The sequence below is a fragment of the Streptomyces sp. NPDC054975 genome, from assembly GCF_053609105.1.
On the sequence record NZ_JBSGWV010000001.1, the window covers coordinates 262,348 to 285,314 of the forward strand.

The 22,967-nt window shown below is 73.4% G+C and carries 24 protein-coding genes; 11 read left to right on the plus strand and 13 right to left on the minus strand.

Translation table 11 applies throughout. The features are described from left to right. Window positions 1–140 precede the first annotated feature (140 nt). Window positions 141–1,139, minus strand: coding sequence for an SCO0930 family lipoprotein (locus ACWF79_RS01260; protein WP_453725962.1), 999 nt, complete (start codon window positions 1,137–1,139; stop codon window positions 141–143). Between the two features lie 206 nt (window positions 1,140–1,345). On the opposite strand from ACWF79_RS01260, the gene ACWF79_RS01265 reads away from it, so the two are divergent. The 3 genes from ACWF79_RS01265 (at window position 1,346) to ACWF79_RS01275 (ending at window position 3,409) form a co-directional block, all read left to right on the plus strand. Next, on the plus strand, window positions 1,346–1,897 hold the full coding sequence (locus tag ACWF79_RS01265; RefSeq protein WP_453725963.1) for a hypothetical protein: 552 nt from the start codon (window positions 1,346–1,348) through the stop codon (window positions 1,895–1,897). A 20-nt stretch (window positions 1,898–1,917) separates the two neighbouring features. Continuing rightward, window positions 1,918–2,682, plus strand: a complete 765-nt coding sequence (locus tag ACWF79_RS01270; RefSeq protein WP_453725964.1) for a bestrophin-like domain — start codon at window positions 1,918–1,920, stop codon at window positions 2,680–2,682. Between the two features lie 169 nt (window positions 2,683–2,851). Next, complete coding sequence (locus ACWF79_RS01275; protein ID WP_453725965.1) at window positions 2,852–3,409, plus strand: hypothetical protein; 558 nt, start codon at window positions 2,852–2,854, stop codon at window positions 3,407–3,409. Window positions 3,410–3,522: 113 nt separating this feature from the next. Here the strand turns inward: ACWF79_RS01275 and ACWF79_RS01280 are convergent, their stop codons facing one another. Further along, on the minus strand, window positions 3,523–4,056 hold the full coding sequence (locus ACWF79_RS01280) for a hypothetical protein (protein WP_453725966.1): 534 nt from the start codon (window positions 4,054–4,056) through the stop codon (window positions 3,523–3,525). Window positions 4,057–4,423: 367 nt separating this feature from the next. Between ACWF79_RS01280 and ACWF79_RS01285 the strand changes: the two genes are divergently transcribed. Continuing rightward, window positions 4,424–5,083, plus strand: a complete 660-nt coding sequence (locus ACWF79_RS01285; RefSeq protein ID WP_453725967.1) for a class F sortase — start codon at window positions 4,424–4,426, stop codon at window positions 5,081–5,083. Window positions 5,084–5,143: 60 nt separating this feature from the next. Here the strand turns inward: ACWF79_RS01285 and ACWF79_RS01290 are convergent, their stop codons facing one another. Both ACWF79_RS01290 and ACWF79_RS01295 read right to left on the minus strand, forming a co-directional pair. After that, entirely contained in the window at window positions 5,144–6,007 is an 864-nt protein-coding gene (locus tag ACWF79_RS01290) for a polysaccharide deacetylase family protein (RefSeq protein WP_453725968.1), read from the minus strand. Window positions 6,008–6,151: 144 nt separating this feature from the next. Next, window positions 6,152–7,303, minus strand: coding sequence for a CapA family protein (locus ACWF79_RS01295; RefSeq protein WP_453725969.1), 1,152 nt, complete (start codon window positions 7,301–7,303; stop codon window positions 6,152–6,154). A 306-nt stretch (window positions 7,304–7,609) separates the two neighbouring features. Between ACWF79_RS01295 and ACWF79_RS01300 the strand changes: the two genes are divergently transcribed. From ACWF79_RS01300 to ACWF79_RS01310, 3 genes are all read left to right on the plus strand, one after another. Beyond that, complete coding sequence (locus ACWF79_RS01300) at window positions 7,610–8,203, plus strand: sigma-70 family RNA polymerase sigma factor (protein WP_453725970.1); 594 nt, start codon at window positions 7,610–7,612, stop codon at window positions 8,201–8,203. A gap of 4 nt (window positions 8,204–8,207) precedes the next feature. Then, window positions 8,208–8,633, plus strand: coding sequence for a PaaI family thioesterase (locus tag ACWF79_RS01305; protein WP_453725971.1), 426 nt, complete (start codon window positions 8,208–8,210; stop codon window positions 8,631–8,633). A gap of 215 nt (window positions 8,634–8,848) precedes the next feature. Next, window positions 8,849–9,343: a hypothetical protein gene (locus tag ACWF79_RS01310; RefSeq protein WP_453725972.1), complete on the plus strand. Its 495-nt coding sequence runs from the start codon at window positions 8,849–8,851 to the stop codon at window positions 9,341–9,343. A 21-nt stretch (window positions 9,344–9,364) separates the two neighbouring features. Here ACWF79_RS01310 and ACWF79_RS01315 read toward each other — a convergent pair whose 3' ends face one another. The 8 genes from ACWF79_RS01315 to ACWF79_RS01350 form a co-directional block, all read right to left on the minus strand. Next, complete coding sequence (locus ACWF79_RS01315) at window positions 9,365–10,573, minus strand: sensor histidine kinase (RefSeq protein ID WP_453725973.1); 1,209 nt, start codon at window positions 10,571–10,573, stop codon at window positions 9,365–9,367. Then, window positions 10,570–12,375, minus strand: coding sequence for a sodium/solute symporter (locus ACWF79_RS01320; protein WP_453725974.1), 1,806 nt, complete (start codon window positions 12,373–12,375; stop codon window positions 10,570–10,572). The genes ACWF79_RS01315 and ACWF79_RS01320 overlap by 4 nt, the downstream gene beginning before the upstream one ends. 14 nt (window positions 12,376–12,389) lie before the next feature. Then, complete coding sequence (locus ACWF79_RS01325; RefSeq protein WP_453725975.1) at window positions 12,390–12,830, minus strand: hypothetical protein; 441 nt, start codon at window positions 12,828–12,830, stop codon at window positions 12,390–12,392. A gap of 150 nt (window positions 12,831–12,980) precedes the next feature. Continuing rightward, window positions 12,981–13,754: a LytR/AlgR family response regulator transcription factor gene (locus ACWF79_RS01330; protein ID WP_453725976.1), complete on the minus strand. Its 774-nt coding sequence runs from the start codon at window positions 13,752–13,754 to the stop codon at window positions 12,981–12,983. Window positions 13,755–13,796: 42 nt separating this feature from the next. Continuing rightward, complete coding sequence (locus ACWF79_RS01335) at window positions 13,797–14,669, minus strand: Fpg/Nei family DNA glycosylase (RefSeq protein WP_453725977.1); 873 nt, start codon at window positions 14,667–14,669, stop codon at window positions 13,797–13,799. Between the two features lie 37 nt (window positions 14,670–14,706). Continuing rightward, window positions 14,707–16,074 carry a wax ester/triacylglycerol synthase family O-acyltransferase gene (locus ACWF79_RS01340; RefSeq protein ID WP_453725978.1) on the minus strand — a complete coding sequence of 456 codons (1,368 nt, stop codon included), beginning with the start codon at window positions 16,072–16,074 and terminating at the stop codon, window positions 14,707–14,709. A gap of 77 nt (window positions 16,075–16,151) precedes the next feature. Next, window positions 16,152–18,188, minus strand: a complete 2,037-nt coding sequence (locus ACWF79_RS01345; RefSeq protein ID WP_453725979.1) for a SpoIIE family protein phosphatase — start codon at window positions 18,186–18,188, stop codon at window positions 16,152–16,154. Between the two features lie 128 nt (window positions 18,189–18,316). After that, window positions 18,317–19,387 carry a DUF6777 domain-containing protein gene (locus tag ACWF79_RS01350; protein ID WP_453725980.1) on the minus strand — a complete coding sequence of 357 codons (1,071 nt, stop codon included), beginning with the start codon at window positions 19,385–19,387 and terminating at the stop codon, window positions 18,317–18,319. A 172-nt stretch (window positions 19,388–19,559) separates the two neighbouring features. Here ACWF79_RS01350 and ACWF79_RS01355 point away from each other — a divergent pair, with 172 nt between their 5' ends. The 4 genes from ACWF79_RS01355 to ACWF79_RS01370 are packed head-to-tail and all read left to right on the plus strand — an operon-like array spanning window position 19,560 to window position 22,689. Continuing rightward, entirely contained in the window at window positions 19,560–20,447 is an 888-nt protein-coding gene (locus ACWF79_RS01355) for a YndJ family protein (RefSeq protein WP_453725981.1), read from the plus strand. After that, window positions 20,435–20,974 carry a DUF1990 family protein gene (locus tag ACWF79_RS01360; RefSeq protein ID WP_453725982.1) on the plus strand — a complete coding sequence of 180 codons (540 nt, stop codon included), beginning with the start codon at window positions 20,435–20,437 and terminating at the stop codon, window positions 20,972–20,974. The genes ACWF79_RS01355 and ACWF79_RS01360 overlap by 13 nt, the downstream gene beginning before the upstream one ends. A gap of 53 nt (window positions 20,975–21,027) precedes the next feature. Next, window positions 21,028–21,198 carry a hypothetical protein gene (locus tag ACWF79_RS01365; protein ID WP_453725983.1) on the plus strand — a complete coding sequence of 57 codons (171 nt, stop codon included), beginning with the start codon at window positions 21,028–21,030 and terminating at the stop codon, window positions 21,196–21,198. 33 nt (window positions 21,199–21,231) lie between these two features. Then, entirely contained in the window at window positions 21,232–22,689 is a 1,458-nt protein-coding gene (locus ACWF79_RS01370; RefSeq protein WP_453725984.1) for a lipase maturation factor family protein, read from the plus strand. Window positions 22,690–22,720: 31 nt separating this feature from the next. Here ACWF79_RS01370 and ACWF79_RS01375 read toward each other — a convergent pair whose 3' ends face one another. Further along, complete coding sequence (locus tag ACWF79_RS01375) at window positions 22,721–22,891, minus strand: hypothetical protein (RefSeq protein ID WP_361431199.1); 171 nt, start codon at window positions 22,889–22,891, stop codon at window positions 22,721–22,723. Between the last annotated feature and the right edge of the window lie 76 nt (window positions 22,892–22,967).

The following is a 22,967-nucleotide window of genomic DNA, read 5'->3' on the forward strand; positions in this document are numbered from 1 at the left end:
ACATTTTCTGTGTCTCGTTTAACACTTTTATATATTATGATCCGCTTTTCTTGTTAGATCTTTTGCGCGCGGGGGGCGGGCGGCGTCGGGGGGGGGGGGCCCGGCCCCCCCCGACCGGTCGGAAGCGCTGCGCGGGGGAGTTACTTGGGCGCTCCGACCAGCTTTCCCTCGGGGGAGACGGCGTACCAGGTACCGCCCACACCTTGGCCGTTGGTCTCACCGGGCTCCTTGTCGCCGGCGAAGGTGTAGAGGGGCCAGCAGTCGATCGTCTGCTGCTTGATGCCGTCGGGCCGGGCGAAGGTGACGAAGCCCTTCTTGGTGATGCCCTCGATGTCGTTCTTGTCGACAGGGGCGACAACCGGCCACTTCTCCAGGCAGGCGCCCGTGCAGGCCGTCTTCATGGGCCAGGCGGAATCCTTCTTGAACCGGTAGACCGTCATTCCTCGCGAATCGACCACGATGTCACCGAGCTTGGGATCCTTGCGCACCGAGAGGCCCGCCGCGTCCGCTCCCGCCCCCTCCTCGGCGTCCGCTCCCGGCGCCTCCTCCCCGCCCTCACCGGAGGCCGGCGCGGCCTTCTTCCCGTCGGGGGCGGAGGCGAACCAGGTCCCGCCGACACCCTGCCCGTTGAGGTCCCCCGGCTTGGTGTCCTTGGCGTACCGGTACATGGGCCAGCCGCCGATGGTCAGTTGCTTGCTGCCGTCGGGCCGGGCCACCTCGCCGAGCAGCGAAGCGTCCACCCCGGCCGGGGGCTTGGCCCCCTCGGGGCTCACCACGGGCCACACCGCGGCGCAGTCGCCCTCGCAGGTCGCCGTCGGCGGGGAGGAGGAGTCCTTGTCGAAGCGGTAGAGGGTGAAGCCCTCGCTGTCGGTGACCACCTTGCCGAGCTGCTTGGTCGCCGACACCGCCAACTGCCCGGCGGGTTCGGCCCCGCCGCCGTCGGCGGCGCCGGATCCGTAGCCACCGGAGGCGTATCCGCCGGAGCCGGAGCCGCTCTCGGCGGGCGCGCCCGCCGGGTTGGCGGCTCCCGCGGGCTGACCGCCCAGTGTCTGGTCGCCCTTCTCCTGACCACACGCCGTCGTCAGCGCGAGCACGGCCGCCGCCGTCAGTGCGAGTGCCGCGTTCCCCCACGTCTTCATCTCAACTCCCGTTGCTCTAAAGCTTGTTGGTGCGACCCCTGCGGCCGCTTCCTGGCATTGGATACGGGTCACGCGGGCGTCGTGCTCAACGGAGGGCGAAAATCTTCCGGAGATCCTCAAACCGGCGGGCACCCAGATCCCCACCATCCGGCGAATCCCCGCGATTACCGGCGTGGTGCGCCAGGGCCCTGATCATGCTCTTCGGCGTGTCTCTGTACGGATCCCACCTCGCACGGCCCCTGGCGGCCGCCGCGCTGCTGTGGCTGCTCGCCGCACCGGCGCCCGCGGCCGCCGACGCCTGCGCCTACGCCACGACCGGGCCCGGCGGCTCGAACACCTCGGTCGCGGTCATCGGGCCCGGCGCGTGCTCGCCCACGCCCACCCCTCCCCCGCCTCCTCCGTCGCCCACGCCGGAACCCGAGCCGCCGAAGCCCGCCCCACCGCCGCCCCCTCCTCCCGTACGGGAGGATCCGCCGCCCCCACCCCGCCCGGCTCCGCCGGAGCCCGCGCCGGCGCCGCCACCGAAGCCCGCGCCCGCGCCCGAGGCGCCCCCGCCCCCGCCTCCTCCGCCCCCTCCGCCTTCCCCGACGCCGTCGCTGCGTCCCCGGCCGCCGGTCGCCACCCCGGTCGCCCTGCCCGCCTACCGCCGGGCCGCCCGGCCCAAGACCGAGGGCGGAACGTCGCCCGTGACGATGATGCTGCTGGTCACCGCCCCGGCAGTGCTCGCGACCGCGATCCTGCGCCCCCGTTCCCGCTGAGCCCCGCCGAAGGAATCACCATGTCCGAATGGCTCGTTCTGACCATCGCGATGGCCGCCGCCTGCGCGGTCGTCCTCACCATCGTCGTCATCAACAACCGCCGTGTCCCGGACGACGACGACCCCAGCGAGACCCCTGACGTCATGGAGTACATGACGATGATGATCGGCGTGATCTACGCGATCGTGCTCGGTCTCGCCATCGCCGGCGTCTGGGAGGCGCGCGGCGCGGCCCAGGAGACCGTGCGCCAGGAGGCCCAGGCGCTGCACGAGATCTCGGCGCGCGTCGAGGTGTACCCGGCGGACGTACGGAGCCGGATCCGCGCCGACGTCGACGCGTACGTCTCGTACGTGGTCGACGAGGAGTGGCGCCACATGTCCGAGCACGGCGAGCTCAGCGAGAAGGGCACCCAGCTCCTGGAGCGCGTGCGCCGGTCGGTGACCGACTACCAGCCGGCCACCGACCACGAGGGGCAGGCCTACCAGCCGCTCGTGGACCAGGTGGGCGTGGTGGACGACGCGCGGGGAGCGCGCGGCCAGAGCGCGGGGGCGACGATGCCCGGGGTGGTGTGGTTCGGCCTCATCATCGGAGCGCTGGTGACCGTCGGGCTGATCTTCACCCTGCAGATCCGCCGTTCGGGCAGGGAGCTGCTGCTCGCGGGTCTGTTCAGCGCGCTCATCGCCTTCCTGCTCTTCCTGATCTGGGACTTCGACGCCCCGTTCGGGCGCGGGATCTCGGCGACGGCGACACCGTTCACCGACCTGTTCCCGAACCTGACCCCGTAGCCTCCGCACGACGCGCGTATGGGCCGTACGGGGGACATGCGTGCCCCATTCGCCCCTCTGGGATCGCGGCTGTGATAGTGCGCTCCTAGCGTTTCGGTCATCGAGGTGCACGCCCTGTCCTTGTGCGGAAACCGCTTCCGCTGCTGCTCCTCGGGGACCGGAGGATTCCATGCGCGCGATACGTGCCGCGTCCACTGCCCTGTTGGGGGCGGCCACCCTCGCCCTGGCCGCTCCCGTGGCCGTCGCGGCGGACGGTGCTCCCGCACCGAACCCCCAGGCGGCCAAGGCCAAGGCCCCGGGCGATTTCGTCGTGACGCCTTCGCTGGTGGCGCCGGGCGGGCGGGTGACGCTCACCGCTCCGGGCTGCGCCAGCACGGCCACGGCCTCGGCAGGCATCTTCGACACCGTGACCATCCCTCCCGGCTCCTCGGCCACCGCCCTGGTGGACCTGGACGCCAAGCGGGGTGCCGTCTACACGGTCACGTTCCGCTGCACCGGCGGCATCACCGACACCGTCAACCTGACCATCAGCGGCACCACCGCTACCCCGACGGCCAGCTCCACCGTGCTGACCACCCCGCGCGGGGTGCAGGGCGGCATCGGCGGCTCCGTCAAGGGCGTCGGGACGGGCACGCTGGCGGCCGGGGCCGCTCTGGTGGCCGTGGCCGTCGCCGGAACCGTCTTCACCGTCCGCCGCAGGTCGCTCGACCGCGGCCGCCGCCACTGACGGCGCCGGACGGTGCCCCCGCCCCACCCCTCGCACACGCCCGTCGCCCCCGAATCCTGACACCCCGGGTTCGGGGGCGACGGGCGTTGCGGCCGACCGGGAGGTTCGGCCGGTCAGACCTGGGCGCCTGCCATGCGGCGCCGGCGGGCGATGAACAGACCGCCGCCGAGCGCGGCCGCGGCGGCCAGCGAACCGCCGACGGCCATCTCCGCGGAGGTGGGGGCCAGCGAGCCGCCGATACCGCCCCCGGCGGGGGGACCGGCCAGCACACGGAACCGCTGGGTGAACACCCGGTTGGGGCTGGTGCAGTGGACGGTCAGGGTGTGCTCGCCGAGCGTGGCGTTGTTGTGGATGCGGGCGACGGCGCTGGAAACCCCGCCGAAGGGCGCGGAGAGGCTGACCGTCGGGAAAGCGGCGGACGAGACGGTGCCCGCGGCGCAGCCCTTGACGGTGATCGTGAGAGTCGCCCCCTGGTGGACCGCGGAGGGGGTGACGGTGACGTTGTGGGAGCCGTCACCTCCCCGCTGGACCGCGGAGGAGCCGACAGTGACACTGCTGGGACCGTGGGTGGCGGCGGCGAGGGGGGCCGCGAGGCCGACCGCCGCGATCGCGGTGGCGGTCACCGCCAGAGTGCGTGCAGCACGCATGGTTGAACCTCCAGTGGAAGACGCCCCAAAGCGGTGCTCCGGGAAGTTCGACGAGTACGCCTTCCATGACGAACCATCACAACTCGGAGCGATCCGCGCATTTCGGCACTGGTCCACCCCGGTGAGCCGACACGCCGGGCGAAAGCCCTCAAATCTGACGGAGTCGCAGGTCACAGACCGTCACACTGCTTATCTGACGAATACTCGGATGGGTCATCGTCCCCGTCACCCGCCCGCACCTCGGGTACCACAGAGCCGGGACACCTCGTCCGTGCCCGTGCACCCCCGCGCCACCCGTTCGCCCCGCCCTGATCGCCACCTGGGCCGGTCACCCTTACCGTTCTGACGACGCCACGAAGGGAGAACCATGAGCCCCAAGGACTTCAGCGTCCTTGAGCCGAGGAGACGCGCCCCGTGGGGCGTTCTCGCACTCGTCATGCTGTCCGGCCTGGCGATGATGCGCAATGGAGTCGACGTCGAGCTCGGCCCGCCGCAGCCCGCGGCCGCCGCGGCTCCCGCCACCCGCCCGATCGGGGCTCCCCCCACCACGCCCGACGGTCTGGAGCCGCTGCCGTTCGCCCCGGCCTCGCGGGTCCGGATCCCCGCGATCCGGGTGCAGGCACCCATCACGGAGGTGGGTCTGGACCAGAACGACTGGATCGCGGCGCCGCCGCCGGAGGATCCCAACCTGGCCGGCTGGTACCAGAACGGCGTCGCGCCAGGGCAGCGCGGCACGGCCGTCATCGTCGGGCACGTCGACAACGCGGCGGGCCCCGCGGTCTTCTACAACCTCGGCTCGCTGGACAAGGGCCAGCACGTCGAGGTGGAGCGGTACGACGGCAGGGTCGCCGTCTTCGAGATCTACGGCGTCGAGGTGTACGCCAAGAACAACTTCCCGGGCGTCCAGGTCTACGGCGACACCGGGGAGGCCGAGCTGCGGGTCATCACCTGCGGCGGCGGCTACAACCGGGCCACCGGCTACGACGGCAACGTCGTGGTGTTCGCGAGGATGGTCGGCTCGCGCTGACCCGTACGGCAGGCGGAGCAGGCCCCCGGAGTCCGGGGGCCTGCTCCGTACGTGCGCCGCTCAGCGGCGGGGGACGGTGATGCTGTAGCCGGCGTCGAGGAGTTCGGGCAGGTACTCCTTGAGCGCCGCGACGCTCTGCGCGCGGTTGCCGCCCGCGTCGTGCGAGAGCACGACCACGCCGGGCGCCGCCCCGTCGAGGACCCGGCGCACGATGCTGCCGGTGCCCGGTTCCTTCCAGTCGAGGGTGTCGACGGTCCAGGCGAGGGGCTCCATGCCGAGTTCGGCCCCGATCTCGAAGGAGTGCCGGTTCCAGGCCCCGAAGGGGGCGCGGTACCAGAGCGGGGCGGAGCCGAGGATCCCCTCGACGAGGTCGCTGGTGGAGCCGAGCTCCTCACGGATCCGGGAGGGCCTCAGCTTGGGGATGAGCGGATGCGACCAGGAGTGGTTGCCGACCACGTGCCCGTCCGCCGCCATCTCCCGTACCAGGTCCTGGTGGACGGCCGCCATCTCGCCGCAGACGAAGAACATCGCCCGGCATCCGTAGTGCCGCAGGGTGGCGAGGATGTCGGGCGTGTAGCGGGGGTCGGGGCCGTCATCGAACGTCAGCACCATCGACCGGCCGACACCGGACATCTGGAGGAACGGCCGCTGCCGGACGGGCGGGACCGCCCGGCGGAAGGCCGGGGGGGCGTACGCCGTCATCGGCTGGAGCCGGTACGAGGAGGGCCGTAGCCGGTTGCTCGCGGGCGCACCCGCGGCGGGGCCGCCGGGGGACCCGGGGGCGGGACCGCCGGCGGCGTCCGGCGCGAGGGCCGAGGGGGCTCCTGGCGGGGCGCCGAAGCGGTCGGCGGCGAGGACTCCCACCGTGGCGGTGGCCCCGAGGGCGGCGGCGATCCGCAGGACCGTCCGGCGCCCCGTAGGCATCTGATCCTTTTTCATGATTAACAGCTCGCATGGCCGAAGGCCCGCACCCCTCATCCACACCGGGCCCGCCGCCCGAAACCACCCGATGAGCCGATGGCCTCGACGGCTGAACGCCGAGAGCCGACGGGCGACGGCCGAGGGGCGCTACTCCCCCATCACCAGACCGTCCTTCGCCGCGCCCCGGTCGAGGACGACGTCGCGGATGGTGTCGCGTACGGCGGTGAGGGGTTCCCCCTTCTTGATGGCCGCGTTGAGGTCGACGACCCGGCCGCGGCCGGTGTCGAACCACTGCGGGAGGAACTCCGCCTTGGCGACCTCCCACCGCGCGCCCGGGGCCGTGGGCGGGGTGAAGGTGAAGCGGCCCAGGCTGGACTGGTTGCCCCGGGGGTCGAAGGAGCCGGCGTGGTTGATCATGTCGCCGGCGATCTGGTCGCCCATGCCGTAGATCACCCAGGTGCCGTTGACCTTCTCGTACGCCTGCGGGACGTGCGCGTGGGTGCCGAGGATCAGGTCGATGTCCGGCCTGCCGCCGGTCTGCGAGGCCGTCAGGGACCGCGCGAGGGTGAGCTGGCGCTCGTCGGGCGCGGTCTGCCACTCGGTGCCCCAGTGGATGCTGACCACGACGACGTCCGCGCCGGCCTTCCGGGCCGCCCGCGCGTCGGCGACGATCTTGCCCTCGTCGATCAGGTTGACCGCCCAGGGCTGCCCCTCGGGCAGCGGGTAGCCGTTGGTGTCGTAGGTGTAGGCGAGTTGGGCGACGGTCGCGTCGCCGGCCTTGAGCAAGGTGGGGCGGGCCGCCTCCTCGGCGGTACGGGCCGAGCCGGCGTGCTGGACGCCCGCCTTGTCGAGGGCGTCGAGGGTCCGGGCGAGGCCGGCGGCGCCGTCGTCCAGGGTGTGGTTGGAGGCGGTGGAGCAGGAGTCGTACCCGGTCTCCTTGAGGGCGGGGGCGATCTCGGGCGGGGACTTGAAGGCGGGATAGCCGGTGTAGGGCCCGCCCTCCGGTCCGTACACGGTCTCCATGTGGCAGATCGCCAGATCGGCTCCGGAGACGACGCTCTTGGCCCCGGAGAGCATCGGGCGGAAGTCGTACCCCTGGCCGTTGGCGTCGGCGGCGGCCTTGCGGATGATCGAGTCGTGCGGCAGGACGTCGCCGGTGGCCACGAGGGTGAAGCCGGTCCGGGCGGAGGCTCCCCCCGGGGCGGCCGAGGGGGCGGCGGGGCGCCCCGTGTCCTGGCGCGCGGTTGGGGCGGCGGGGGTGGCGGCACCCCCGCCGCAACCCGGGGCCCCCCGGAGCACGACGGGCCCGCAAGCCCCCCCCCCCGGTATACTAAGTTTGGGGATAATCCCGCAACGCCTGATTCATAGGATGAACATCTGTCCTGATGAATTCACAGGGGATGAATGCCCTAGTCAAGGGTCAAAGCCGGCAGTAGACCCTAAACCCGCCGAAACGGACGAAGGGCGTCCGTCCGACCGCTCGTCGCACCATTCGCCGCTCGGTGCGACCGCTCGTCGCAGACCGTCGCGCGCGCCCTGTCCCTCGTCGCCCGGATGCGTTCGTATACGCCCCGGGACGACGGGCCGGCAGGAGAGGTGGGGAGCATGACGACGGCGACGGTGACGAGGCGGTCGGGGCGGGCGAGGACGGCGACCACGGACGAGCGGGCCCTCGCGGAGCTCCAGCGGGACCACGGCCAGGCGCTCCTCGGCTTCCTGCTCGGCCTGACCTCCGGCGACCGCCAGCGTGCCGAGGACCTGGTCCAGGAGACGCTGGTACGGGCCTGGCTCCACCCGGAGGCCTTCGACGGGCCGTACGAGTCGATGCGCCCCTGGCTCTTCACCGTGGCCCGGCGCCTCGCCATCGACGCCCGGCGCTCGCGGCTCGCCCGGCCGACCGAGATCGGCGACGGGATGCTCGCCGCCACCCCCGACCCGGCCGACGTCACCGAGTCCGCGGTCGCCGCCCTCGACGTCCGCGCCGCCGTCCGGGGCCTGAGCCCGGAACACCGCGCGGTCCTGGTCCGGCTCTACTTCCACGGCCTGACCGTCAACGAGGCCGCGGCGGACCTCGGCATCCCCGCCGGGACCGTCAAGTCGCGCTCGCACTACGCGCTCCGCCAGCTCGGCCACCAGCTGCCCGGCTACCGGCCGCGCCGTCGCGCCGTTGCCCGGCCGCGTGCCACGGCCCCACAATGACCGCGTGACGCAGACGCAGACGCTGACTCCCGCCGCCGCGGACAAGGTACTCGCCGACAACTTCGCCCCCTGGGTGCTCGATCTGGGGCTCACGGTGGTCTCGGTCGACGGTCAGGAGGCGGTGCTCCGCCTCCCCTGGTCGGACCGGCTCGCCCGCGAGGGCGGGGGGCTCTCGGGCCAGGCGCTGATGGCCGCGGCCGACACCGCGACGGTGATCGCGGTCGCGGCCGCCCGCGGCGGCTTCGTCCCGATGACGACGGTGCAGCAGTCCATCAGCTTCCAGCGGCCGGTGCTCGGCACGGACGTCCTGGTACGGGCGCGGCTGACCAAGGCGGGCAAGCGGATGGCCTTCGCGGACATCACGATGACGGCCGAGGGCACGCAGGAGACGGCAGCGCACGCGACAGCGGTGTACGCGCTCCTCGGCTGAGGCACCGGGGGAACGCGCGAACGTCTCGCTCCCGTCGCCCCCACCGCCTCGGGCGCCCCCGCTCCCCCCTGGTGCCCCAGGGGCACCGATCCGGCGGGGAAACGTATCCGAAACCACACCGGCGAGTTGAGTAAAGAGCGACCCACGCGCGTCTTCCTCGGTGGAGGCTCGTGGTCGGGATCGCCGACCGACATGTCCGGGAGAAGGTGGGAGCGTTGCTGCCCGAGAGTACGAACGGCACCAGCGGGGGCGGCCTCGCCGTCCCGATGGCATGGCTGTGTGCCGAGTTCCTGGCGGACGATCTGCTGCGCGCGGGCTGCCTGGTGGAGCCCGGCAGCCTGGAGTACCGGGCCGGCCGGCAGGCGCTCGCGCTCACCATCCATCTCTGCGAGGGCGCGGACGCCCACGGCGGGGCACGGACCGTGGGCCGGCTCGACGAATGGCTCTCCCGGACCGCGTACGACCATCCCTGGCCGCAGTGGGTCCGCGAGCGGCTCGCCGAGCGGGCCCGCGCGGGCGAGGACGGGCCGGACCTCGCCATGGCCCGGGAGACCTGGCGGCTCCTGGAGGCGACCACCGTGCGGGCGGCCGACCTCGGTGGCCTGCCGCCCCCCGGTTTCGGATTCCCGGTGGACGAGTGCGACCAGGCCTGGGTACCCGCCTGGCAGTTGGGCCTGCCCCTGGGCCATCTGGCCCTGCACCTCTACTGATCCGGGGCGGGTAGGCACCTCCTAGGGCGCCGTCGGGTGCACTCCTGGGCGGTACTTGGGGATCCGTACCGTCACCTTCATCCCCGCGTCGACGCCGGTCTCGATGACCAGGCCGTACTCGGGGCCGTACACCTGCCGGAGCCGCTCGTCGACGTTGGACAGGCCGATGCCGGAGCCGGTGGGCCGCTCCCCGAGCAGGACCGCGCGCAGCACCTCCGGGTCCATGCCCACGCCGTCGTCCTCGATCACGACGACGGCCTCCGCGCCCGCGTCACGGGCGGCGATGGTGACCCGGCAGGCGTGCACGCTGTCCTCCAGGCCGTGCTTGACGGCGTTCTCCACCAGCGGCTGCAGGCAGAGGAACGGCAGGGTCACCGGCAGCACCTCGGGCGCGATCTGGAGCGTGACCTTCAGGCGCTCGCCGAAGCGGGCTCCGGCGAGCGCCAAATACTGCTCGATGGCGCGCAGTTCGTCGGCGAGCTGGGCGAACTCGCCATGCCTGCGGAAGGAGTAGCGGGTGAAGTCCGCGAACTCCAGGAGCAGTTCCCTGGCCCGCTCGGGGTCGGTGCGGACGAACGAGGCGATGGCGGCGAGGGAGTTGAAGATGAAGTGCGGGGATATCTGGGCGCGCAGGGCCCGGATCTCGGCCTCCACGATCCTGGTCCGTGAGCGGTCCAGCTCGGCCAGTTCGAGCTGGACGGAGACCCAGCGGGCGACCTCGGTCGCGGCCCGCACGAGCACGGCGGACTCTCGCGATCCATAGGCGACGAGTGCGCCGAGCACCCCGTCCTCGCCGGTCAGCGGGGCGATCACGACCCAGCGCAGCGGGCAGGTGACGTCGGCGCAGTCGGTGTGCGCGGACAGGCTGCGGCCGGAGGCGAGGAGGGGCGTGACCCGCTCCATGACGTGGTCGCGATGGTGCCTCTCGCCCGGCCCGTCCCAGGCGAGGACGGCGGACCGGTCGGTCAGACAGAGCGCCTCCGTGCCGAGGAGCGGGCGCAGCCGCCGTACCGCCTTGCGGGCGGTGTCCTCGGTGAGTCCGGCGCGCAGCGGCGGGGCGGCGAGCGAGGCGGTGTGCAGGGTGTGGAAGGTGGCCCGCTCCACGGGCGTGCCGAGGTCGAGGTCGCCCGCCTTGTCCCCGCGGCGCGTGGCGAGCCGCCCGAGGACGAAGCCGAGGGCGAGGAGCACGGCCCCCACGGCGGCGACGGCCGCGAGTTCGATGCCGCTCATCCTTCGGCCTCCCGCGGGCCGGCCTCGACGCGCCGCTGCGGGGCGCGCGCCGCCTCCGCCCGCCCCGCGTCCGCCGCGCGGCCCGGCTCGGCCGCGCGGCGCGTGAACGCCTCGGGGAGGTGCAGGCGGGCCAGGAGCGCCGGGGTTCCGGCCGGGATGTGCCGCGCGGTGGCGAGCGACACGAGGATCATCGTGAGGAAGCCCAGCGGCACCGACCAGACCGCCGGCCAGGCCATCAGCGTGTGCGGCCAGCCCTCGTCCGGCAGTCCCGCGCGGGTCGCCATCACGGCTGTCAGCGCGGAGCCGCCGCCGAGCAGCAGCCCGGCCATCGCCCCGGGCGGAGTGAGCCGGCGCCACCAGATGCCGAGGACGAGCAGCGGGCAGAAGGAGGAGGCGGAGACCGCGAACGCGAGGCCGACGGCGTCGGCGACCGGGACCTTCGAGGCGAAGACCCCGGCGGTCAGCGGCACGGCCGTGGCCAGCAGCGTCGCGAGCCGGAAGTGCCGTACGCCCCGGGAGGGCAGCACGTCCTGGGTGAGGACACCGGCGACCGCCATCGTCAGTCCGGAGGCGGTGGAGAGGAAGGCGGCGAACGCCCCTCCGGCGAGCAGCGCGCCCAGCAGGTCGCCGAGGACGCCGCCGAGCATCCGCTCGGGCAGGACGAGCACGGCGGCGTCGGCGGCTCCGGTGAGCGCGAGTTCGGGGGCGTAGATCCGGCCGAGCGCCCCGTAGACCGGCGGCAGGAGGTAGAACGCGCCGACGAGTCCGAGGACGACCAGGGTCGTGCGGCGCGCCGCGCGGCCGTGGGGGCTGGTGTAGAAGCGGACGGCCACGTGCGGCAGGCCCATGGTGCCGAGGAAGGTGGCGAGGATCAGCCCGTACGTGGCGTAGAGCTGGTGCCCGTCACGGCCGCCGGCCAGGGGCTGGGACCAGCCGAGGGGGTCGGCGCCGGTGGAGGCGCGGGCGGGGACGGCCGCCCCCTCGGGGAAGGCGAGCGAGGTGCCGCCCTCGACGCGGTGCGGGCCCTCGTCCAGGGTGACGGCGCTCCCCTCGTACGGCAGGGAGTCGACGCTGCCGGTGACGGTGAGCGTGAGCGGGGCGTCGAGCTCGATCCGTACGGTGTCGGCGACCTTGACGACGGTGTGCTCGCGGAAGACGGCGGGGGCGTCGAAGCGGACGCGGGGCGCGTCGTCGCCGAACCAGGCGGCGGTCAGGAAGAGCGCCGGCACGAGCAGGGCGGTGAGCTTCAGCCAGTACTGGAAGGCCTGCACGAAGGTGATGCTGCGCATGCCGCCGGCGGCGACGATGCCGGTGACGACGAGGGCGACGAGGAGGCCGCCGACCCAGTCGGGCGCCCCGGTGAGGATCTCCAGGGTGAGGCCCGCGCCCTGGAGTTGCGGGAGGAGGTAGAGCCAGCCGACGCCGACGACGAAGAGGCTGGCGAGCCGTCGGGCGGGCGGGGATTCGAGCCGGGCCTCGGCGAAGTCGGAGAGGGTGTACGCCCCCGAGCGGCGCAGCGGGGCGGCGACCAGGACGAGCAGGACGAGGTAGCCCGCGGTGTAGCCGACGGGGTACCAGAGCATGTCCGGGCCCTGGACGAGGACGAGGCCCGCGATGCCGAGGAAGGAGGCGGCGGAGAGGTACTCGCCGCTGATGGCGGCGGCGTTGAGGCCGGGCCGGACGGTGCGGGAGGCGACGTAGAAGTCGGAGGTCGTCCGGGATATCCGCAGGCCGAGCGCGCCGATGAGCACGGTGGCGAGGACGACGGCGGTGACGGCGGTCACCGCGTAGGTGTGGTTCATGTCCGGCCTCGCGCTCAGCGGCCCTCGACGAGGCGGGTGAAGTCGCGTTCGTTGCGTTCGGCGCGGCGGACGTACCAGTGGGCCACGGCCCAGATGACCGGGTACACGCCGACGCCGAGCGCGATCCAGACGACGGCCTCGGGCGCGGGGAGCGCGAGGAGCAGCGGGAGTGGTCCGACGAAGAGGGCGAGCGCGCCGAGCGCGGTGAGGGCGGCCCTGAGCTGGCTGCGCATCAGGGAGCGGACATAGGTGTGGCCGAGGGTGGTCTGCTCGCCGATCTCGGAGCGAGCGCAGCGAGGTGGGGGTCCCCCCGGCCGGAGGCTGGAGGAGGGGGGCTGGCCGGGGAAACGACGGGCGGCCGCGCCGCCCGCCCGCAGCGCGGTGGCGCGCGTCACGGTCTCGCGCCGGGGCCGGCGCGGCGTGGGTTCCTCGGACGTCGGTGTCCGCTCCGGCATCGGGCGACCTCGCAGGGCTGGGGAGGCAACGGAGTCTACGCAGCGGTGTTCACGCACGGTAGAGGCTCCGGCCACCGACCGGTCGGCCCCCGGGCCAGGTCCGGTCAGCACCTTCCCCGCGTCGGGTCACTCGCTTCTCCGCGGGTCCGGTCAGCCGCTCGCGCGGCGCATGAGGAGGTCCCTGAGCTGGCGGGCATGGCGGCGGCTGACGGCCAGCTCGGTGGCGCCCAGGCGGACGGAGGTGGCGCCGCCGTCGAGCCGGAGTTCGTCGATGCGGGCGAGGGCGACGAGGTGGCTGCGGTGGATGCGGACGAAGCCCCGCGCGGACCAGCGCTCCTCCAGCGTGGAGAGCGGGATGCGGACGAGGTGGCTGCCCTCGTCGGTGTGCAGGCGCGCGTAGTCGCCCTGGGCCTCGACGTAGGCGATGTCGTCGACGGCCACGAAGCGGGTGATCCCGCCGAGTTCGACGGGTATCTGCTCGGGCGCGGCGACGGGGGCCGTGGGCGCGGTGGGCGCGGTGGGCGCGGTGGAGGCGTGCACCAGTTCGCGGACCCGGCGGACCGCCTCGGCCAGCCGTTCGCGGCGTACCGGCTTCAGGACGTAGTCCACGGCCTTGAGGTCGAAGGCCTGCACGGCGAAGCCCTCGTGCGCCGTGACGAAGACGATCAGCGGCGGCCGGGCGAAGCCGGCGAGCAGCCGGGCGAGGTCGAGCCCGGTGAGCCCGGCCATGTGGATGTCGAGGAACACGACATCGATGGCCTCGTCCCCGTCGGGGCCCGCCTCCAGTGCGCGGCCGATCCTGCGCAGGGCTTCGGTGGCGTCGGTGGCACCCTCGGCGCTGTGGATCCGGGGATCGGCGCGGAGGAGGTAGAGCAGTTCCCCGAGGGCCGGTGCCTCGTCGTCGACGGCCAGTACGCGCAGCATGCGGCGGAGTCTAAGGGAGCTCCTGGGAGGGCGTGGCGGGAGCTACTTCAGGAACTTGGACGTGCGGCGGTCGGCGAGTGGTTTGCCGCCGGTCTGGCAGGTGGGGCAGTACTGCAGGGAGGAGTCGTGGAACGAGACCTCCCTGACGGTGTCCCCGCAGACCGGGCACGGTTCGCCGGTCCGGCCGTGGACGCGCAGGCCGCTCTTCTTCTCGGCCTTGAGCTTGCCGGCGGCCACGCCCCGGGAGCGCTCGACGGCCTCGCCGAGCGTGGTGCGGACGGCCTCGTAGAGGTGCGCGGTCTCGGCCTCGTCAAGGTTCTGCGTCGGCTTGAAGGGGGACATCTTCGCCGCGTGGAGGATCTCGTCGCTGTAGGCGTTGCCGATGCCGGCGATCAGGCTCTGGTCGCGCAGGGCGCCCTTGATCTGGCGGCGCTCCTTGGCGAGCAGGGCGCGGAAGGCTGCCAGGTCGAAGTCCTCGGCGAGTGGGTCGGGGCCGAGGCGGGCGACACCGGGCACCTCCTGCGGGTCGCGGACCAGGTGGACGGCGAGGCGTTTGGTGGTGCCGGCCTCGGTGAGGTCGAAGCCGTCGCCGCCGGTGAGCGCGGTCCGCAGGGCCAGCGGGCCCTTGCCGGGGCGCGGCGGGCCGGAGGGCAGCGGGTCCTTCCACTGGAGCCAGCCCGCGCGGGCCAGATGGACCAGGAGGTGGAGCCTCCCCGCCGGGCCGTCGGTGGCGAGGTCCAGGAACTTGCCGTACCGGGCGACGCCGGTGACGGTGGCGCCCTCGACGGCGCTCAGGGGCGGATCGTACGTCTTGAGCACGCTGATCGCGACGGGCAGCGCGCGGGCGATCTCCTTGCCCACCAGATGCTCGTCCAGGAACGCGCGGAGGGCTTCCACCTCGGGCAGTTCGGGCATGGCACCACCCTGCCGCAGCCGTCGCCCGTACGCGCGCTCAACCGACCTCGTCGAGGAGGTCGAGTTCGTCGGCGAGGGCGGCGGCAAGCGCGTCGAGGTCGGGGACGGCCTTCCCGTCGGCGACCAGGCCGACGTGGACCCGGCCGCCGTACGGGGACATGGCGACGGCGAGGGCCTGGCCCCGGGCGAGCGGCGCCATCGGGAAGAGGGTGCGCAGCGGGGCGCCGCCGAGGGAGAGGGCCGAGCGGGGCAGCGGCACGTTGGTGACCAGGACGTCGAAGAGGAGCCGGGCGGCGCCCCCGGCCAGCGGGGCGCCGAAGCGGTGGGCGAGCGGGGGAAGTTGGTCGGCGAGGACGGCGACGGCTCCGGCGCCGCGCAGCGGCCCGTCGGCCTTGTTGCGGTCCATGCCCCGGCGTACGGCGGCGAGCCGGGCGGCCGGGTCGGGCTCGGTGACGGGGAGGGCGAGGAGGTACGCGGAGAGGCTGTTGCCCATCCCCGCCGGGCCGCCGGGCCGTCGGCGGGAGACGGGCACCAGGGCGCGTGGGTCGGTGGCCGGGGGCGGCGCGCCGCGCCCGTCGAGCCAGCGGCGCAGGGCCCCGGCGACGACGGCGAGCAGTACGTCGTTGGCGGTGCCGCCCGAGCCGCGGCGGATCCGGTGGACGCGGTCCAGGTCGAGCACGGCCGTGGCGACCCGGCGGGTCCCGCTGGATTCGGCGGCGAGGGCGGCCGTCGCGGGGGCGTCGAGCCGGCCGGCCCGGGCGACGGAGGCACCGACCACGGAGGCCCCGACCTCGACGGCCCGGCCGAGGTCGCCGAGCCGCTCACGGGCGGCGCCCATGATCCGGCCGGGGCCGGGGAGCCAGGAGCGCGGCGGTACGGCGAGGGGCCTGCGGCCGCCCGCCGCGCGGCCCGCCCGGCGGGTGACGGCGGCGATCTCGTCGAAGATCCCGGCGCCGATGGCGACGGCCCGCATGCCGTCGGCGAGGGCGTGGTGGAGCTTGACGAGGACGGCGAACGAATCGTCGGGCGCGCCGGTGAGCAGGTACATCTCCCACGGCGGAAGCCCGCGTTCGACCGGCCGCTCCATGAGTTCGCCGGCCAGTTGGGCCGCCTCGGCGCCGAAGTCGGCGCCGGGCAGCGCGATCTGCCGTACGTGGCGTCGTACGTCGAAGTGCTTGTCCGTGCTCCAGGCGGCGCCGCCGACGGGCAGCAGGACGTCGCGGACCCGCATCCGCAGGCGGGGAATCGCGGCGGCGCGACTGCCCAGCAGCTCCAGGACGGCGGCCGCGTCGCCGTCGGCGGGGAGGGGGCCGAAGTGGGCGAGGGCGCCCAGGTGCATGGGGTGGTCGGTGGACTCGAGGTGCCAGAAGGCCAGGTCGAGAGGTGCCAGTAGCTCGCTGCTCAAAGATGTCCCCATGGGCGGTGTGGGCTGGGCGATCGGGTGGCCGGAAACCGCAGTCAATCGCGTACGATCCGTTACGGTCAAGTACGATCCGTGTACGCAGGGTTAATAATGAACTCGCACCACACGCACTTGCCGCTGCCTCGCGACTCGACGCCCCAGACGTCCGAGATCCGGTCCACGAGCATCAGGCCCCGGCCCGAGACCCCTGCCTCGCCCGCCTCGCGGCGCCTCGGCAGTGCGCTGGAACGGTCCTCCACCTCCACTCGCAGCCGCCGTTCCACCCCCGCCAGCATCCGCAGGGTCACGATCGCCCCGCCGTCGGTGTGCATCAGCGCGTTGGTGATCAGCTCGTCGGCGGCCAGCTCGATCTCGTCCGAGCGCTCCCCCGCGCCCCAGGCCCGTACGGCGGCGCGGATCATGTGCCGCGCCGAGCGCAGCGCCTCGGGGTCGCTCTGCGCCACGTGCTGCTGGAGCCTGCCGCCGGACTGCGGGAAGTACGCCCCCTGCCGCCGCAGCAGCAGGAGCGCCACGTCGTCCTCGCCGCCCCGCTCGTCGACGACCTCGCAGAGCTGGTCGGCGAGGTCCTGGAGCTCGCGCGGTCCGCCCCGTACCAGCGAGGTCAGCCACCGCATCCCCTCGTCGAGGTCCACGCCCGGCTTCTCCACCAGTCCGTCGGTGTACAGCACCAGGGTCTGTCCCGGGGACAGCTCCAGCGTGGTCGCCGGGTAGTCGAGGCGGCCGAACTCGGCCGAGAGGCCCAGCGGAAGGCCCCCGTCCACCGGCAGGCGCCGGCAGCTTCCGTCGGTGTCCTGGAGCAGCGGGTCGACATGCCCGGCGCGGACCACGTGGAGTGCGCCCGTCGTGAGGTCGGCCTCGACGTAGGTGCAGGTGGCGAAGCGGTCGGTGTCGAGTTCGTGGAGGAAGACGGAGGCCCGCGCCATGACCGTGGCCGGGCTGTGCCCCTCGGCGGCGTAGGCGCGCAGCACGATCCGCAGCTGCCCCATCACGGCCGCCGCGTGGGTGTCGTGCCCCTGGACGTCCCCGATGACGGCGCCGACCCGGCCGCCCGGCAGCGGGATGACGTCGTACCAGTCGCCGCCGATGTCCTGGCCGAGGCGGGCCGAGCGGTACCGGACCGCTATCTGGGCACCGGGCACCTCGGGGATGCGGCGCGGGAGCATCGCCTGCTGGAGCCCCTCGGCGAGATCGTGCTCCTGCTCGTAGAGCATGGCGCGCTTGAGGCTCTGCGCGATGCTGCTGCCGAGCGCGACCAGCAGGTTGCGCTCGTCGGCGCTGAAGCCGGTCCGGTCGCTGTAGAGCAGCCCGAGCGCGCCGACGGGCCGGGCCTGGGCGATCAGCGGGAGGTAGGCCGCCGAGGTGATGCCGAGGCCGCTGATGTGGGGCCACAGGATCGGGTACGACGCGGCGAAGTCCTGCGGCGACTCGATGAACCGGGGCGTGAGGGTGCGGATCACCTCGCCCATCGGGTACGGCTCGTCCACCCGGGTGAAGCGCGTGCCGGGTACGAAGGCGCCGGCGGGACCCTCGGCGACGAGGTGGATCCTGCCCGACTCCAGGAGCCCCATGACGAGGCTGGTGGCGCCGAAGTACTCCAGGCCGTGCGAGTCGTTGAGGAGGTCGATGATGTCCTGGACGGTGCGGGCGTGGGCGAGGGCCGCGGTGGTGCTCTCCACCACGCTGGTGCGTCGGCGTCTGCCTTCGTCCAGGCCGAGCCGGGCGGCCTGCTCGGTCACCTCCTCCGAGGCGTCCCTGACGATGCCGACGATACGGACCGGGCGGCCGGTGTCGTCCCGTTCGATATGGCCCTCGGTATGCGTCCAGCGCGGTGTGCCGTTCCGCAGGCGGACGCGGAAGTACGCGCCGTAGTGGTGGCTGCCGTCCTTCAGCGCGTGGCTGACGAGCGTGTCGAGTTGCCGGCCCTCGCCTGGCGTGACGCGGCTGCTGAGGGTCGTGGGGTCGCCGTCGTACTCCTCGGGGTCCATGTCGAAGACCAGGAGGGCGCCCTCGTCCATGACCATGACACCGGTGACCAGGTCCCAGTCGAAGCTGCCCATCCGGAAGGCCCGGCCGTGGTCCCGGAGGAAGCAGCACATCGGGCCCCCTGGACCCGATCCGCAGCGGCAGGGCTCGGCCGCGGCACCTCCCCCGCTTCCCGCGCTCATGGGGCCACGCTAGGCGCAGGCCCGGCGGTGCGCACGGCGGAGATCAACGCTCGGAGGCCTCAGCCCTCGAAGGTCTCGGGCTGCTCGGGAGCCGTGTCGGTGGGGAAGAGGTCCTCGAAGGAGGGCCCGTCCGACTCGGGGGCCGGTTCGGTCTCCGGCAGCGGTTCGACCGGCGGTTCCGGGGAGGGAGGCGGCGGGGGGACGTCGCTCTCGGGGGGCGCGGGTGGGGTGGGGTCTCCCGGCGGGGGCGAGCCGTCGGGGACGGACGGGGTCGGTACGGGAGTGGGCGTACCGGTGAGGTCGCACGCCGCGGGGTCGCAGGGCGGGATCACGGCCGGACGGGTGTCCTGCTCGCCGTCGGTGCCGGTCTTCCGCTCGATCCAGGTGTTGTTGGCGAGGTTCGCGATGACGAGGCTGGTGACGACCGTGGTCGTCGGCCTGATGACCACGACGCGGTCGGGGTGGTAGCCGCGCCACGGCTGTCCCTTGGGGGTGGCCCCCTGGGCGGCGGCCGGTGAGCGCAGCGGGTTGCCGCAGGCGCAGCGGACGCGGGGCGCGCCGTACTGGTCGACGAGGACGGCCGTGCCTGCCTGGAGTACGGACTGGTAGGCGGTGGCTCCGCCGTCGCGGTAGCCGTGGTTGGTGACGCGGGTGTCGGCGCTCAGGACGACGGGGGTGAGGCCGCGCAGCCAGTCGGCGAGGGACCCCTCGGGGATGCCGGCCGCCTCGGCGAAGGCACGGGCCTTGCCCTGGTCTGCGGAGAGGTGGTCGACCTGCCGCTCGACGTCGCAGCTGGCGACGGAGTGCGTGCCGCCGTAGAGGCCGGGGGTGGAGCCGGTGATCTCGTGGACCGTTCCCGCCGTGGCGGTGGGCGCGGGGGTGTCGGGTGGGGTGGTGGCGGGGGGCCGGGTGGCCTTGGCCGTGGAGGCGGTGAACGGGTCGGGGCCTTGAGCGGCGAGCGGCTGGAGGAGGACCTCCTTGGCGGCGGCCGCGGCGGTGGTCCGGTCCGCGCCGTTGCCCCCGGCTCCGTCGCCCGACGAGCAGCCCGCCAGGAACAGGGCCGAGGCCAGCGCTCCGGCGGCGAGTGCGGTGACGTGGGGCCGTGCCGGCCGGCGGATGGGTGAGCGCACGTGGTTCTCCCGCCTCTTTCCACTCCGAGACATTCCTTCATGTCTGTCGCACCGCGCGGACCGCCGCAAGCGGGGCGGGGCCGACCGGGCGAGCAAGCGACTTGAACGCGTTCAACAAAGCCCCTACGCTCGGGTCCAGCAAGTTTGAACGCGTTCAACAGGGGGGTGGCTCATGTCCGTGCTCGTCGGACTCGTCGTGATGCTGGGGATGTTCGTCGTCGTCCCGCTCGGCATGAGCCTGATCGGCGGTCCCCGGCCGCGTGCCCTGGCCACGCTCCAGCGCCTCTGGCCGACGCTCGCCCTGCCCGGAGCCGTCGCCCTGTGGCTTCCCCGCTCCTCCACCGCCGCCGCGCTCGCCGCCGTCTACGCGCTGGCCACGGCGGCTCTGGCGCTCTGCGCCCCGGCGCGGCTCGCGGCGCGCGTCCGCCGGCATCCGGCCGAGGGGCCTTCGGTCCGCCCCTTCGCCCCGTCCGAGATCGCCGTGCTCACGGCGCTGGTGACCCCGTCGGTGGCCGGTATCTCCCTCGTCGCCGAACGCGCGGGACACTCACTCCTCGGCTTCGACCTCGACATCCTTGCCCTGACCGTGCCTCACTTCCACTTCGCCGGCTTCGCCGCCGCCCTGGTGGCCGGCCTGGTCTGTCGTACGTCCGACGGGCTTGCCGCGCGCTTCGCCGCGCTCAGCGTCCCGCTCGGCACCCTGCTCGTGCTGGCCGGCTACTTCGTCGACGACTGGGCCGAGCTGGCCGGAGCGGTCGTCCTGACCGCCGGCATGTGGGCCGTCGCCCTGGCGGCCTGGCGCGACCTGCGGCCCGGCGCGCCCGACCGCACGACCCGCGCGCTCCTCGCCGTCTCCGCCGTCGTCCTGGTGGCGACCATGCTGCTCGCCCTGAGCTGGGCGCTCGGCGAAGCCACCGGACTGCCCCACCCGGACCTGGCCTGGATGGCCGCGACCCACGGTGTCGGCAACGCCCTCGGATTCGCGCTCTGCTCGCTGCTCGCCTGGCGCCGCCTGCGGGCGGCCATCCCCTCGAAGGAGACCACGCCATGGTCCGTCTGATCCGTGACCTCGTCACGCCCACCACACCCCTCAACTACCGCGAGGTCGGCGCCACCGCGCGCGACTTCCTCCCCGGCGGGTATCACCACCTCCACCACACGGTCCGGATAGGCCGCGGCAGGGACGCCTTCGAGGCCGCCGGGGCCGCCGTCACGACATGGCGGATGCACCGCGCCACGGGCGCCGAGGTCCGCAGCGAGGCCGTCCGCGCCGCACCGGGCGCCTTCGTCGAGGTCTCGCTCGGCCTCGGCCCGGTCCGCTTCACCGCCCCGTGCGAGGTGATCTGGACGGCGTACGAGAAGGACCGCATCGGTTTCGCCTACGGGACGCGCGCGGGCCACCCCGAGCGGGGCGAGGAGTCCTTCATGGTCGACCTCCACCCCGGTGGCACGGTCTGGTTCACGGTCACGGCCTTCAGCCGCCCGGCCGCCTGGTACACACGCCTCGCAGGACCGCTCGTGCCCGTCCTCCAGCGCGCCTACGCGCGCCGGCTCGGCCGCGCGCTACGACGCGTCGTCTCGGGATGACCTGCGGGGTTACGCTCCCTTTGTAGGCAAACGTTCCGACCCAGGAGGCGGCCGTGAGCCAGTACCAGTACGACCTGTACAGCACTCCCTCCCAGGCCGAGGGAGAGCGGCTCGAAGAGGACCTGGACGCGCTCCAGCGGGACCACCGGCACCCCGCGACCGACCGCACGACGCCGTCCCAGGCGGAGGGCCAGCGCACCCTGGACGAGGAGGAGAAGGGCTGACGCCCGGCCCGGCCGGCGCCGATACTGGAAGCGATGGAGTGGTTCACCGCACCGGACTACTGGCTGAGCCGGATCGTCTTCCAGCGGGGGCTCGCCGGGCTCTACCTCGTGGCCTTCCTCTCGGCCGCTCTCCAGTTCCGGGCCCTGATCGGCGAGCGCGGCATGCTCCCCGTACCGGAGTATCTGCGCCGGGTCGAGCCGCGCCAGGCCCCCAGCCTCTTCCACTGGCACTACTCGGACCGGCTGTTCGCGGCGGTCTCGTGGAGCGGCGTCGCGCTGGCGCTCGCCCTGGTCGCCGGCGCCGGGGACGCGGTACCGCTCGCGGTCTCGATGCTGTGGTGGGCGGTGCTGTGGGCGCTGTACCTGTCGATCGTCAACGTCGGCCAGACCTGGTACGGATTCGGCTGGGAGTCGCTGCTCCTGGAAGCCGGTTTCCTCGCGGTCTTCCTCGGCAACGACGACACCGCGCCGCCCGTCCTTGTCCTGTGGCTGCTGCGCTGGCTGCTCTTCCGCGTCGAGTTCGGCGCAGGGCTCATCAAGATCCGCGGTGACCGCTGCTGGCGGAGCCTGACCTGCCTGCACTACCACCACGAGACCCAGCCGATGCCCGGCCCGCTGAGCTGGTTCTTCCACCATCTGCCGCGACCGCTGCACAAGGTCGAGGTGGCGGCCAACCACGTCGTCCAGCTTCTGGTCCCGGTCCTGCTGTTCACCCCGCAGCCGGTGGCGACGGTGGCCGCCGGTCTGATGGTCGCGACCCAGCTCTGGCTGGTGCTGTCGGGAAACTTCGCCTGGCTCAACTGGCTGACGATCGTCCTCGCGCTCTCCGCCATGGACGGCTCGCTCGTCGTCGGTGAGCACCCCCAGCCCGACCCGCCGCTCTGGTTCGTGGTCGTGGTCGCCGCCGTGACGGCCCTGGTCCTGTTCCGCAGCTACCGCCCGGCCCGCAACCTGCTCTCGCGGCGCCAGGCGATGAACCGCTCCTACGACCCCTTCCACCTGGTCAACTCCTACGGAGCGTTCGGCACGGTCGGCCGGATCCGCGACGAGATCGTGGTCGAGGGCACCGACGACCCGCTCCCGCACGCGGGCACGGTGTGGAAGGAGTACGGCTTCAAGGGCAAGCCCGGCGACCCGCGCCGGCTGCCGCGCCAGTTCGCCCCGTACCATCTGCGGCTCGACTGGCTGATGTGGTTCGCGGCGCTCTCCCCCGTGTACGCCCGCGAATGGTTCGGGCCGTTCCTCGAGCGGCTACTCGACGGCGACCGGGACACCCTGCGGCTGCTGCGCCACAACCCCTTCCCCGACGCGCCACCTGCGCTCGTCCGGGCCCGTCTCTACCGCTACCGGTTCACGACCTGGCGCGAGCTGCGGGAGACCGGGGCGTGGTGGCATCGCACGCTGGTGCGGGAGTACCTGCCGCCGGTCGCCCTCGAGGCCCCTGGACAGACCCGTGCCCCCGGCCGCGGAGGCGGTCGGGGGCACGGGTGAAGCGGTACGACTCGGTCGGTACCGGGGCAGGTCAGTCGATGCCCGGGAGGATGTGCGGCTCCGCGAGGTCGTCCTCGTAGCCCGCCAGCCGGATCGGGGCGGCATGGGCCCACACGTCCAGGCTTCCCAGCTCACCGGGGCGGTGGGGCCGCTCCGGACGCTCGGCCGGTCGCTGTTCCTGCTTCGTCAGTTCTGGTGTCACCGCGCACTCCCTTGTGTCGCGTACCAATGAGGACATGGCCGTTCGGTCGCGGTGGCGCCGTTCTTCGGGCGGGACC